General features: G+C 43.7%; 13 protein-coding genes and 1 pseudogene. 13 read left to right on the plus strand and 1 reads right to left on the minus strand.

Annotation, left to right across the window (positions count from 1 at the left end):
* Positions 1–16: 16 nt before the first annotated feature.
* Both R70723_RS09735 and R70723_RS09740 read left to right on the plus strand, forming a co-directional pair.
* A complete protein-coding gene (locus R70723_RS09735) occupies positions 17–463 on the plus strand; it encodes a contact-dependent growth inhibition system immunity protein (protein ID WP_231574856.1) in 447 nt (148 codons plus the stop codon).
* Positions 464–976: 513 nt separating this feature from the next.
* Complete coding sequence (locus tag R70723_RS09740) at positions 977–1,825, plus strand: hypothetical protein (RefSeq protein WP_039871673.1); 849 nt, start codon at positions 977–979, stop codon at positions 1,823–1,825.
* Between the two features lie 2 nt (positions 1,826–1,827).
* On the opposite strand, the gene R70723_RS09745 is transcribed toward R70723_RS09740, so the two are convergent.
* A complete protein-coding gene (locus tag R70723_RS09745; protein ID WP_039871674.1) occupies positions 1,828–2,028 on the minus strand; it encodes a helix-turn-helix domain-containing protein in 201 nt (66 codons plus the stop codon).
* A gap of 167 nt (positions 2,029–2,195) precedes the next feature.
* On the opposite strand from R70723_RS09745, the gene R70723_RS09750 reads away from it, so the two are divergent.
* From R70723_RS09750 to R70723_RS33965, 11 genes and pseudogenes are all read left to right on the plus strand, one after another.
* Entirely contained in the window at positions 2,196–2,972 is a 777-nt protein-coding gene (locus R70723_RS09750; RefSeq protein WP_039871675.1) for a recombinase family protein, read from the plus strand.
* Positions 2,973–3,095: 123 nt separating this feature from the next.
* A pseudogene (locus R70723_RS31485) lies at positions 3,096–4,339 on the plus strand (IS110 family transposase).
* A 148-nt stretch (positions 4,340–4,487) separates the two neighbouring features.
* Positions 4,488–4,814 (plus strand): hypothetical protein, encoded by a 327-nt coding sequence (locus tag R70723_RS09760; protein WP_047171085.1) that lies wholly within the window; start codon positions 4,488–4,490, stop codon positions 4,812–4,814.
* 12 nt (positions 4,815–4,826) lie between these two features.
* Positions 4,827–5,078, plus strand: a complete 252-nt coding sequence (locus R70723_RS09765; protein WP_039871677.1) for a hypothetical protein — start codon at positions 4,827–4,829, stop codon at positions 5,076–5,078.
* A gap of 365 nt (positions 5,079–5,443) precedes the next feature.
* Positions 5,444–5,731 carry a hypothetical protein gene (locus tag R70723_RS31490; RefSeq protein ID WP_144027222.1) on the plus strand — a complete coding sequence of 96 codons (288 nt, stop codon included), beginning with the start codon at positions 5,444–5,446 and terminating at the stop codon, positions 5,729–5,731.
* A gap of 122 nt (positions 5,732–5,853) precedes the next feature.
* Entirely contained in the window at positions 5,854–6,489 is a 636-nt protein-coding gene (locus R70723_RS09775) for an S-layer homology domain-containing protein (protein ID WP_039871678.1), read from the plus strand.
* Positions 6,476–7,039 (plus strand): hypothetical protein, encoded by a 564-nt coding sequence (locus R70723_RS09780; protein WP_039871681.1) that lies wholly within the window; start codon positions 6,476–6,478, stop codon positions 7,037–7,039. Before R70723_RS09775 ends, R70723_RS09780 begins: the two co-directional genes overlap by 14 nt.
* 876 nt (positions 7,040–7,915) lie before the next feature.
* Positions 7,916–10,462: a DUF5704 domain-containing protein gene (locus R70723_RS33960; protein ID WP_231574857.1), complete on the plus strand. Its 2,547-nt coding sequence runs from the start codon at positions 7,916–7,918 to the stop codon at positions 10,460–10,462.
* 104 nt (positions 10,463–10,566) lie between these two features.
* Positions 10,567–10,866: a WXG100 family type VII secretion target gene (locus tag R70723_RS09790; RefSeq protein ID WP_039871682.1), complete on the plus strand. Its 300-nt coding sequence runs from the start codon at positions 10,567–10,569 to the stop codon at positions 10,864–10,866.
* 109 nt (positions 10,867–10,975) lie between these two features.
* Positions 10,976–13,162, plus strand: a complete 2,187-nt coding sequence (locus tag R70723_RS09795) for a hypothetical protein (protein WP_156123801.1) — start codon at positions 10,976–10,978, stop codon at positions 13,160–13,162.
* The gene (locus R70723_RS33965; protein ID WP_231574858.1) at positions 13,155–13,664 is read left to right on the plus strand and encodes a hypothetical protein; all 510 of its coding nucleotides are present in this window, start codon (positions 13,155–13,157) and stop codon (positions 13,662–13,664) included. Before R70723_RS09795 ends, R70723_RS33965 begins: the two co-directional genes overlap by 8 nt.
* Positions 13,665–13,977: the final 313 nt, after the last annotated feature.

Raw genomic sequence — 13,977 nt, forward strand, 5'->3', positions numbered from 1 at the left:
GATTGGAGTAATGTATATGATAAATAGAAAAATGACATTAAAAGAGTTTTTGACTAATGAAGAATACGAAAGTGTAATGCAAAATGCAACTCAGTATTCTGATATGTCACTACCTGTATGGCACTTAGAAATTACAGGGAAATGTCTATATGAGTTATCAAACTTTGATTTGATTCGTTGTATTAGGCAAGATGTTTTCAAGGATTTAGCAACGTTTGAAATTATTGAAAGGATTGATGAACAGAACACACCTTTTTATGCTGATATTGATTCAATGGAATTGATGGAAAAATTATCATCAATCAGTTCGGAAATGCTCTCAGCACATAAGAGTAAATTAGATAGAATGATTGAAAATCTTGAAAAGAATAACTTAATAGATTTAGCAGATGTTTGGATGTTCGATGAACAGAAGGAAACGTATCAAGGCTATATCAATATAATACAAAATAAAATTAAATGATATTTTGGTGAAGGGGCTACCCAGTGCCGAATGAATCCATCATTCAACAATTAACACATATAACCCATGTAATATTTGTATAAAGATTCTGTCATTTTGTTTGTACGCACAATAATGCTTGAAAAGTATAACCTAAATAACGCTAGTGCGTTACATAAGACAGGTCGATTATGGTCAGATACCACCATGATTGACCTGTTTTTTGTTATGTTCGCTTTCTTGCGGTTTTTTCAAATTTATTCGCAACTGTAGATTACCCTGTAGCGATAGTGAGGGAGAGGAAGACAGAATCGCACCTTTATGATGGATAGCACGACAACTATAGTAAAGGTTTATGCAAAGAATAGGACTTTGTCCGCAACTTAACTGACACTTGCAACGATGATTACGGTGCAGGAAAGCAATCTGGTGACGACCAGTCAACATAAAAGGTAAGGCAACGTTGTAAGGCTAGCCACCTTGCCCTCTAATATAGTCCGAAATTCGTTAAAAAATTTCGGTTGGGGGCTGAACATGAAAGACGTACAAGTTTCAATTGACCGTATTGTAGTAGAGTTTACGGATGTGTATTGGGATTTCTTTAATCCTTTTCAATTACGTCTTCGTGAGTATTTAAATGCTAACCTTCGTTTGAAAGAAAAGGGGTTTAAGTATCATTTACATGTAAGAGATCGTGGGCATTACCTGCACATCTCATATCAACTGACCTTCGTTCCAAAGTCGAGGAAGAACACGCTAAGAATCGAGTGTCATCCAGACAGTCTCGTTCATTTCTATTCTTGGCTCAAGCCATTAAAGGACAATGCTACTGACATATTATTTATTCGGTGTGATGTAGCATTTGACATACCGCTGCTCATATCAGAGTTGTTCACTTTATCGCTCACTGGACGGAATATGCGGACTTGGAAAGGGACTCGCTACTCCAATAAGAAGCATCAAAGGCAAGTAGCAGGGTACAGCCGAATTTATGATAAGAAGCGTCAACTGATGCAACGGTATGGAAAAATTATTGAGGGTGAATTAACGAGGTTTGAAATTGTTTATGTACCTGACGAGAAGATTCCACTTGAAGCTATCGTGCAGTTTCCGCCCAAGTTCAATAGGCTTTATCTGTGCACCCATCTGACTTATCCTGAACGCTTGAAGCCCAAGCAACGGAAAAGAGTCTATGGACTAATGAGCGGAGAACTGCAACAAAAGGATGTGTCAGGCTACTATCGAAGGTTAATTGTAGAAGAAATGAGAAAGCAGACTACATTGGACTTCGATGAGGTAGCGGCGGCGCAGTGGGAAGAAGCCGTAACAATTCCTTGTGCTGTCTTGAGCGGCGTGATTAATAAAGTAGCTTGTACAGTTTAGCGCTACGTTATTTCAATCAATTCATCGATGCTTATTTCAAGTTTCTTGCATATAAGTTCCAATGTTTCAAGGTACACTCTATCAACTCGTTCTGAGCAGAGATGATTGATTGTGCTAGGTCGCAATCCCGTTAAGCGTGCTAGTTCACGTTGAGGCATATCTTTCTTGTCTAGGATATCTTGAAGCCGAACTTTGATAGGCATACTTTCTCCCCCATAAATAGAGTAACGCTTGAGCGTACTAATGAAATTATAGCATCGTTAATGCATAATTTCATTGATTGTTTCGGTTAAGCGTTATATAATCAATGAATAGTTCGGTTAAGCGTTACAGTGATCTTAGTTTCTGTAACGGTGGGGGAGGAAACAGCATGAATGTCATCGGTTATATCAGAGTTTCGACACAAGGACAAGCGAAGGATGGCTATAGTTTAGCGTACCAACAGGATGAAATTCGCTCTTATTGTCAGGAGCAAGGATGGAATCTGATAAACATATACAGCGATGAAGGTATCAGTGGGGCGAAGGTTAATGAAGATGCTCTTGAAGTGGATAGAATTGGATTTCAGAGCATGTTATCTGCCCTATCCACTCAATCCATTGATGCAGTTATTGTCCTCAATACGAGCCGTTTATGGCGGTCTGATATCGTGAAAGTGTTGGTGCATCGAGAGTTTAAGAAACATGGGGTGGACGTTCAGAGCATTGAACAACCGACCTACAGCATTCATAAGAAAGACCCGAACGACTTCCTGATTAATGGGTTGATGGAATTGCTTGACCAGTACCAACGATTGGAGATTGCGTTGAAACTAGGCAGAGGTCGTAACCAGAAAGCCCAAGAGGGTGGCTATGCAGGTGGAAGAGCAACATTTGGCTACAAGGCAAAGAAAGGTCAGAAGTGCATCCAAATAGATGAGAAGCAAGCACAAATTGTCCGTAGAGTGTTTGAATTAAAAGAACAGCATCCAACATGGACTTTGACTCGAATAGCAGAATCATTGAATGAACAAGGCTTTACAACTGGGCAAGGCAATTTATTTACGAAAGTACAAGTGAAACGAATCTTAGACAAACGAGATTTTTATAGCGGCACATACCGCTATGGAGATATAGAAGCCATTGGCTTACATGAAGCCATACTGTGACAACTAGGAACGGAATAGAGAGGCTTGCGTCCCATTGCGAACCGAAAGGTTAACGCTCGAACTGAGGTTGCCCCTATTCTTTACCCAAGTCACGACAGAATCCGTATACAGAGGTGAATCCTTTTGACACACTACAAGCAAAATCATATCTATGTCGGTTTGGATTTACATAAAGCCCACCATACAGCGGTTATCGTTAACTGTTGGAACGAAAACTAGGCGAAATTCAAATTGATAATAAGCCCACAGCGTTCGATGAGTTGATGAAGTTCGTCAAGAAACAATGTGCAAAAGGCTTGACCCCAGTGTATGGGTTAGAAGATACGGGCGGCAATGGTAGAGCCTTAGCCGTACATCTTGTTGAAAACAAGCAAGTCGTAAAAGAAGTCAACTCTGCCCTCTCGTACAACGAACGTATGAGCAATGCAACTACACAGAAAAGTGATAGTTGGGATGCTTATTGCATCGCCAAAGTATTGCTTGCCAGACTGGATGAACTGCCTGATGCGAATCCACAGGACATTTACTGGACAATCGGGCAATTGGTAGCAAGACGTAATTCCATCGTCAAACATGCCAGTGGCTTAAAGAATCAGATGCATCAACAATTGAGCTACCACTATCCGTCCTATAAGAAGTTCTTCTGTGACATTGACGGTAAAGCTGCTTTAGCCTTTTGGGAGAAGTATCCTGCACCGCATCTAGCATTAACTGTGGGGGTCGAAGAACTAGCAGAATATCTACGTAATTCCAGTAATAATACTTGTTCTACCCGTAAGGCAGAAGAAATACTTGAACTGGTTAGGCAGGATGGGGAGACGAAGAGGAATTTCCAAGAATACAGAGACTTCCTAGTCATTAATATGGTTCATGACATGCGGAGAAGTAGAGAACTAATCAAGCAGACAGAGGAACAGCTTCGTCACGTATTAGCACAAACTGACTACAAGCTAGAGTCGATGGACGGAATCAACATCGTTACAGCAGCGGAACTGGTCGCTGAGATTGGAGACATTCACCGCTTCTCCAATGCGGATAAGTTAGCTCGTTTCTCCGGAATCGCACCGATACACTTTAGTTCGGGCGGAAAAGGCAAAGACCAAGCTAGCGGACAAGGCAATCGAGCATTGAACGCAATCTTCCATAACCTAGCTGTTCAACAAATCCAAGTAGCTAAAGGCGACAACAAGAAGCAACGGAATCCCATCTTCTACGAGTTCTATCAACGGAAGCTAGCAGAAGGGAAGACGAAGAAACAAGCCCTTATATGCGTGATGAGAAGGCTTGTGAACATCATCTACAGCATGATGAAGAACAAAACCGAATATAGGGCGGTGAGTCCTCTAACAGAATTGAAAGCCGGATGATACAATGGTGATAATTGGTAAAACAGTTATCACCTTTCCTTTAGTAGAATTTAAGATTACTACTTAGGGGACGGGTAATGTTCAAACTGGAGGTCGTAATAACCTCTCAGTAGATGAATATTTTCGTCAAGAAGCTGAAGCATCGAAAATGTATGATAGCATAAAAGCATCAACTTCAGATGTTCAGGGGATTTCAAAGAATACAGGAATTGCAGAAAGCCGGATACAGCGCATCAAAGACCATGTATTTAATAATGAGCATATCAAGTCGAGCGGAAATGGAAGGTTTGACCCTGATTATGAAATTGCTCAAGCATGGACTAGATTACAGCAAGGAACTTACAATACGAAAGATATCGATTTATTGAATCATGAATTGTTTGAATCAAGGTTTGAAGGTATATTTAAGACAAATTATGAAACGGCTCACGACGCCGCTGTCAGGTCAGGTCGTCCGTGGGAAATAGGAGATTAGAGGTGATTATAAATGGGAGCTTTTGTCTTACTCTTGAAAGACTATGAAGATGAATCAGTTGTGATTTATAGATTCGGTCCTAAAGAAGATATAATGGGAAAGATTCAATTAAACAAAGAAACTAGAATGTTTGCTGAACTAGAACCGATTAACAACCAAAATCATTCAAATCAATTTTACTTCGATAGAGCGGCTCAAAGAATGGCGAGATGTCTAGTTAAGGAGGGCGGTGTATTTCCTGAGAAATTGACATTTGAATCCTAAGGTTACTGGTGGGGGCTATCCAGTACCGAATGAATCCATCACTCAACCAATAACATATATAACCCTTGTAATACCCGTATGAAGATTTTTCTATTTTCGGTTGTACACACATTAGGTGCTTTAATTTCATAACCTAAATAACGCTATTCCTTTACATCAAACAGGTCGATTATGGTCAGATGCTACCATGCTTGACCTGTTTTTGTTACAGAAAAAGGACTGATCCGCAGCTTAACTTACTCTTGTAATGGAACTCTATAAAAATAATGGAAAATATAACCAATAATAAAGGGGATATCTAATCTTTTTAGATATTTATTCCAGATGTGAGTACATAGTCTTCATAACAGAAAGGGAGTTTTTAGATGGTGATTTGGAAAGGTTTAGGCATTTTGAATTTTGTTGTTATTGTAGTGTTGTTGTTGATTGTCGATAGTACGTTATCACTACTAGGGTTTGAATCGGTAGATTTCCGGCTGTCGCGGGCTTTTGTGTTTATAGTGGCAGGAGTGATTATTTGGTACATGGGGAAGGCTCTCGACGCTAAATCAGGGAGAGTGCTGATTGATGCGGAAACAGGAGAGCGATATCGAATGGGAACCTTGCATAGTCTGTTTTTTATCCCAATGCATTATTGGGGTCCTTCAGTCTAGGGATAGGTGTCATATTTATTATTGTAAAAATAGTCAGTCCTTGATAAGCGTATCAGATAAATTCTGTGGTACAAGACAATACATATGAACCAAATTCCACTAACTATGAGAGGAAGAGCTTTTTGAATACATATCGGAAGAAACTGAATAAAAAGGCCGGCTTGTTGTTCTTATTGTTTTCTTTAAGCCTGACAGCCTCATCCAATCCTGGCGCCGAAGCGGCAGCTGCCGGATTTAAAGATGTTCCCGCTGCTCATTGGGCGAAATCAGGAATTGATGCTGCAGTAAATAAAGGTTATGTGGAGGGGTACCCAGGCGGGTTATTCATGCCGGATGCCAGTGTAACACGGGCCGAATTTATTAAAATGATTGTGACCGCAACCGGGCAGCCGGTAGAAGCGACTGAAGGAAAGTGGTTCGAAAGCTATGTAGGTGCTGCGCAGCAGGCGGGCCTGTATGCCGCAGGTGATTTTGCCAATTCGGAGCTGGAATGGAACCGGAAAATTACCCGCCGGGAGATGGCGCGTATCGTTGCCCGGGCCGCAGGACTTGAAACAAAAGAAGACAATAAATGGATGTATTTGGCTGCAAAAACGGGCTTGATCTCCGGATTGGGTGCAGGCAAGCTTGGCGAACAGGAACATACCACAAGAGCCCAATCTGTAGCTGCCGTAGAGCGTGTTCTGACTGTAAACAGCGGAGGCAAGCTCAAGGTAGATAAAATATGCTGTCAGCAGCGCGGAATTGGCTTGGCATAAGACTAATATTTTTACGATGATGGGGGAGATTTTATTATCCGGTGATCCAAAAATAGATCTCAATATTGAAGAACGCTGGAAGGAAGAGAATTATCAGATCTCTACTAGAGATAAAAGATTCATTGAACGTGTCGAGGAAGTGATAGTGATTGATTTATCGGATAAGAATGATCCGAACTTAAAAGTTATCCCTCCTGTATCTACATTAAAGTGGGAAAACTATTCATACCAGGATGGTGTTCCAGTAACAAAATCTATGAACAGTTACATCATCTACTTTAAGACAATATTTGTACATACTGAATTTCACAAAGATGCACATGCTAGATTTGCTATTGATGGTTTTGATGCAAGACACATTATCACTTCTAACGGTGGGTTAGCGGCTCCTGGGTTTGTGTATCGAAAAAATTGGGGAGATGTCACTGCGCTAATATTCCCCAAAACAGGCTGGAAAAGAAATCATAACATTCTGATCGATATGAGGACCCCCTCAACTCAATGGAATGGGGAGACTAAGGAGCTTTTGAACATACCTCTTGTCCAGTAATGGTATTGTGAGATGAACAATATGGAACAAAGACCATTAAAACTAACATTGGCGTGTACTGCTATGGCTACATTATTTATTTTGTGGCTAATGTTTTTTGGTTTTCAGACAGAGTCTCTGAAGGCTGCAGAAGACGGTGAAATTTTATTAGAAACCGATGGTATACAATACAGTGTTACAGATCCTGACAGTATACTTAGGAATTATCAATCTGTATTTCATGATAAGAAGGAGATAACTACCAAGCCGTTAAGCTTTAATGCTGGAAATGGAAAAATAATCACCAGAATTGTATTGAAAAAAGATAATCAAGTACTACAAACCATAAATGTAAATGCTCAAACCTATAATAATTCCTTGACCTTGCATGGTGAACCCGTACCTGTGAAATCAGTAGACAATATTCCTTGGGGATCTTGGTTTGCATGGGACAGAACGGTTAGTGGAGAGCAATGGACTCCTGGATTAGGTGGGAATTGGGACTACGATACACCTGAAAATAGTGATCATGGGAGCGAAGTTATTGGTGGAATAACAAGGCACGCATGGCCTGGGAAAAGAGTAATTATGGAAGTTTCATATCAAAGAGATAAACCATACTATGCAGTTGGAGGAGTGGATTATGGTGCGATATCCACAAAGATAATTGATAGCAGCACCCAAACACTCAATGCCGCAAATCCATTCCAGAATAACGTAAACGTTTCTATCTATACTGGAAAACGTGTTCAAGTGGTGGATTCTGCAGGGAATCCTCGTGTCCCTGATGTGAGTGGATACACAGATTCAAGTACGGTTATCAAAGGTCTGCAGATAAAGGATTTGAATGCAGCAACTATAAAATTTAGCCAAAATTATGACCATGCAGGTTTAAAGGTGAACATCGCATCGAACGGTTCTTCAGCTACCATGTACTACTTTGCCCTTTATAAATTTGATATCAAGTCCTTTACTTACCGTTATCCCAATGTTTATGAGGTGTATGTCAAAAATGGAACAACTACTTCCCCGACACCGACACCAGCTTCCACACCCGGGAACTCGACAGTACTATGTACAAACCCTGTCCCGGGACAAACCGTTTCCGGTGAGTTCCTTCAACCCGGTGCGGCTGCTGAAATCCGGGCGGATCAGCGTGGTAACGAGCAGTTCGATGTGCTCCAGGGGATTCCAAGCTCTGAAAGCTTATATGGTCATGCCTCTACCAATAGTTATCTGTATCAGAATAAGTTTGTAGAGATGAAGGGCACCTGCACATATAACATTAAAATTAATAAAACCTATAACCTGAAATGGGATCCAACCAAACCGGCTCCTACCGGGGGCGGGAGCCTTCCTGACCCTCAGAGCAAACCGAAGCCGGTGGAATATCCTTACAGTATAACCCGGCCTTATTCGTATTGGACTGTGAATACGCTTGAGGTTTATGCACTTGCCAGAGCGTTATTGGTGAATGATGCACTGCCCGGAGGACAATTAGTCATCGAGCCGAGCGGATATACAGCTCCGGATTTCTCTACGGAGATTAAGGGCAAATATTTGCCTCCTCAAGCTCCGGCTTCAATCACGGTTCCGTCCACTGATGTGCAGGGAGGAACAAGCCAGCCGGAACCTCCCGATGAATTGGAAATCTTCCGGTCCAAGGCTGAGGAAGCCGCCAAGAAGATCCAAGTGCAAAATGACAGCTTTGTTTTCCTTGGACAGACCATCATGAATGGAAGTGAAGTGACGGAGACAGGCCCGGCTCCGGGGACTATTCCTAATCCGCTGCCCGTTGGCGACAACGTGCTATACCGTCCGGGAAATACAATTGAACCCATGCATTCGAACGCGCTGAATCTGCCCAGCACCGGCGAGATTTCCTATGCGCCGATGAACGGGAATATCAATGGCGGTTCACAGGAAAACGTGTATCCGATTAATGGTATTAACCCTGTCACGGTACACACACCAGTCGTCAACTATTCCCTACTTCCGGACGACAACCGTCCGTTTGACCAGCGGATGGTACCCGATTATACCCGGACGGTGCTGATTCTGGACCGGCCCTTCACGGTCCACTTTACGGAGAGCGGGCAGCATCTGAACATCCCCGGTTACGGGAACCGTAATTATGCCAAGTATACACAGAATAAACGGATCCAGTTTCCGTTCGGTGTGTTTCAAGAGGGGCAGTATTATCCGGAGAATACGTGGATTAATATTCCTGTCGGGACACCGTCTATGACCTTCACCCTGCCGACCTGGGTTAACGAAGGTGACTATATCATTCATACACAATCCTGGGCAATTAATGCCCCATCCGATGCTGCGGATCTATGTGAGAAAAATCTGAACGGGAATCTGGCGAATTACTGTGCCTCGGAGAGCTTCAATGTCGGGGGGGTCGGCCGGCTGTTCGATTTTCGGATCTGGGACATTGGGGATTTCCGGTTTGAACAGGTGTTTCGTACAGGCACGGGCAACCTCGGCCATAGTACAGCGATGTATTATACGGGCGGCAATGATGAGAACGGCACACCGACAGCTCTAAGCGGACAAACACAGTGGCATCTCCCGGTCCGTAAAGGTTCACATCCTACAGAACAATTGACCGTTCCGCATAACGGCTACTCGTTTCTGTTTGATTTTCGTACGATCGGGAATCTGTGGCAGCCGGGAGAGGGGATCCGGATCGAGCCGAGCTTCTATTTTATTCCGAAGACCGGAGGGACTGCGGCGCCCGTTGACCTGTACTATGACATCTCTGGTTCGAACAATAAAATGATCGGCGTGGGCTCCCAAAAGGACAAGCTAAGCTACACCCGTACTTACCGCCTGGCGGACGGTCTGCGGAATATAGCGGACGGCGAGTTGTCTACAGCAGCCAGCTATGAGTATAACTACATCCTGACTGAGGCGGAGCGGAATAAAACCCCTTGGCTGAAGTTCTATGAGCAGTATAAAAAGCGTAAAACCAAGCTTGCAGCAGGCTATAACCTGGAAATTTTGCCCTATACATCGCGGACCTTAGTGGGCCCAACGGCTATCCCGAATGGCGTAAACCCTATTGCCGCGGTACGCAGCGTGCAGCACTGGTACGGGGAATATAACCTGCCGATTGCTCCTTACATCCTGCCCAAAGGAACAGATATTGTGGCGCTGGCGAATCATTACGGTGGGGTTCTTGACGGGCATGAACAGGAATTCATAACCGGCGGCTACATCCTGGTGAAGTTCGAGATCTATACCGTCAAAAATAGCGATGCGGGCACGCGGATTCTGGGCTATAAGGCCCCGATTGCCAACATGTGGGCGATAGAAGGGCAGATGACGGGGGACACGGATGAGATGGGACAAACGTTCTCTTTTTCCTCGGGAGATATTATCTTGTTTGAATCCGACTTTTCTGTACGGAATGACTATCTGGGACAGGGAAAATAAACATAAACTAAGTAGAACCGGAGTTATACTAATGAACTTGAAATTCCAGTATGTTTGGCAAGTTCATTTTTATATAAAACTATTTAATAAAGGAGCGATTTATAATGGCAGACAAAGTTACAGTCAGTTATCAAGGGTTGGCACAACAGGCAGATAGTATTAAGCGGCAAAAACAGGAATACGATGCGCTAATGAAAAAGATAGTGACGACGGCTACGACGCTGAATAGTATCTGGGAGGATGCAGCCGCTAAAGAGTTTGAGGAGAAGGTGAAAGGCATGCAAAAAACCTTTGAATCGTTTGGTCAAGCGTTGGATAACATTGGTATCCACATGAAAAATGTCTCGGAGAGTTATCAGGAGCTATCCAAAAATATTAAAACGGCCCAGAACAAAAGCTTCTAATAATCCTTTTTATTCCAATAAAACAGCATGAGCCCTACTACATAAGAATGCAATCAGCTATGCAGCATACTGCATAGCTGATTTTGTTAGAAATAAGCAGGGGGAAGTCATGGCGACAACGAAACTAATGTTTAATGCCGATGAAGTAGAGCGCCTGCGGACGAAAATTGGATTAGTCAGCCAGGACACGAACCGTCTGTACCTGCAGCTGAGAGGCCAGTCCGGTACCTGGAGCGGAATACCGCTGGGATCTAGCCTGCAGCAAGCCCAGGTGCTCATCAATGAGCTAACCAGTGAAGCGGAGAAGCTGGAGGATCTGATCCGCAGCGCCGTCCAGGGGTTTCAGGGCGTGCAGGCAGAGAACAAGCGGGAGGCGGATCAGCTGAGCCGGCAGCTGGGTGTGCTGGCGGGACTATTTGGAAGCGCAGGGAACCGTGAGGCGTTCCGTCCGATTTCCATCCCGACCTTGGCACAGAAGGCTGTGACTAGCTTCATTCGTACGCTTTCAATGCTGAGCGGCCGGGATGAGCTGAGCAGTGATCCGGCAGTGCAGAAGCTGCGGGGAATTATCCAGCAGTCGGGCCTGGCAAGCATTGAGGGACTGTCCGCGCAGGTCAAGCTGAAAGAGATCTATGAAGCGAGGGAGCAGATTGCCAAGGCACAGACAGCCTACGAGGTCTATCAGACGTTTGGGAATCAGGCTCAGATGGCGGCTGCACATCAGCAGGCAGAGGAAGCGCGCAGGAAGCTGAAATCGATGGGGATCAGCGCGAAGCAATATGAGGCAGGTAAAGATCTTACAGGCTACTTCAGGCAGGCGGCAATCAAAGCCTGTGATTATGATCCGTCGGTCATAGACAAAAGAGTGCCGTTGCCGGAGAATGAAGAATATGCGTTTCTGCTGCGGATGGCGATGGAACCGGGGATACAAGGAGAGTGGGCAAAGCAGCAGCTGGCGCTGGTCAAGCCGGAAGCGACGCTAGGTCCGGTGGACCGGTATAACAGCGTATCCGAAGCGGACATCCTGAACCGGAACGATCCGGAGGCAATTGGGCGGCTGAAGGAAACGTACTGGTTCACCTTGGCGCCGGAGGAGCAGGACCGGCGGTATGAAGAGCTCAAGGCATACTACGAGAAGCAGGAGAAGGAAGCAGCGGACAAAAACCGGTTGACGGGAAGTGGAGTAGGGAATCAGACGCTGGCGAATATTCTGGTGGGCGGAAGCAATATGATTGTGAATGCGATCGATACAGCCTCGTTCGGAATAGCGAGAACGGTGACCGATTGGATTACGGGCCCGAAGCCGGAGGATTATGTCAGTCCGCTGGATGAGCCCTACGGGAAGACAGCGGGACAGGTGGCAGGGGGATTAATCAGCATTGGTCTGCCATGGAAGTACCTCGGTAGTGGGATGCAGGCGACGGGAGCGGTAGGCAAATTCTCGCCGACCCTATACAAATCAATGGTATCGGGAGCGATAAGCGGAACGGTTGGAGAAGCGTTTGACGCCGTCAATGATTACCGGGATGACGGGAAGCAGAGCCTGGGGGAACGATTGATTTCAGTAGGCGTCAACACCTTGGTTGCCGGAGCGGGAGATGTGTTGATAACGACCGCCAGCAAAGGGCTAGCCGGTATAAAGAAAATTGTGAATGGGTCCATACCGGAAGTGAAGGTTAAAGAGGTTGAAGGGACGGGCAAAGCCAAGACGGAGATCGATGGAGCAGCGAAGGAGCTTGAGGACGTTCGGGTTGTGGGGACGAGACAAGCTCCTAAAAGATTTGGGGAGCCTCCTATTGAACCAAAACTGAAAATTGATGTAGCGACAGAAAATAAGGCAGAAATGATTAGGGCAAATGGATTGGATAATATTGAGGAATTTGCTAAAAACACAGGCCTTAGTTTTGAGGAAGCTAAAAATCTAAAATCCCATATGTTTTTAAATGAATATGAATTGTGTCATTATGATCAAAAAGGGCTTTATTATTATAAATCAAGACTTACCCCTGATTCAGAAGTTGTATATGCGTTTACTAAAGCGCAAACTGGAGAATTAACTCCTCAAGGTAAGGGATGGTTCAAACAGTTAGCAGCACATGAATTAGCAGAAAAAAAACTAATGGAGAGTGGCCTTAGTTACCGACATCCCGACTCATGGGAAGGAATGAAATTTTCAAATGATCCACCTGGTGCGCATGACTTGGCACCTAAGCAACCTGATTTTGGCTCATTCCCAGGGTACGAAGAAAATGTTGCTAAATTTTATAATCTCAGATGGAGTGAACTGTATGATTGATTTCTTGGAAAAGGCAATAACACGTATTTCAAAAATTGCTTGGGGAACATCTAAAACAAAAAGGAAATCAAGTGAACTTTTAATTGCCGAGTATTTGAGGAGAAGCTCACTATTTTTGGAGAAGTATTCAATTGAATCGGGACCTTTCTTTAGTCCTTCAAAGGTGTTGGACTCTAATCTGGATTTAGAGGATGTTATCACTGGTATTTTTTCCGCGTCAGATAAACCAAATCTATTATGTAAAACAATTTGTTTGCGTTATCTTGAATGGGTCTCTTTAGTTGGGGAAGGAAAAATAATTAATGGTGATTATCAAGATATTTACGAGCCAATAATTAAGTATTTTGAAAGGGGGGGAACTCTTAGACTTGATCAAGGTATCTATTTAGATTATGGATTCGGTGCATTTCCTATAGATAATTGGCGTGAACGATATTCAAAGTTACATGCTATTGATATTTCAGACGAAAATTTAGATAACGTTGATATAGAGAGTAATTGAAATTAAATGTTTGTGTTTACAACTCCAGCAACAAGGTCGTACAATACAACCAACAAACCACTAAACCATTCAAACACTTGATAAACTTTTAAAGCTCTTTCCAACTTGTTTTATGAGTAGGAATGAGCTTTTTTGCGTGCAGAAAATAAACGAAGGAGCTGAATGACATGGTAAAACAAGTACAGGAAATAGAAGAACATATGGGTTTCATTGCTCAGGTACAAGTAGCATATGAACATATTATGGATTAAATTGGTAATTACAGTCAGCAAGCAAGAGGATTACGTGAACAGGCGGCAGAGTTGCAGCGATC

Origin of the sequence: Paenibacillus sp. FSL R7-0273, from assembly GCF_000758625.1 — a bacterium.
Classification (GTDB): Bacteria; Bacillota; Bacilli; order Paenibacillales; family Paenibacillaceae; genus Paenibacillus_AQ.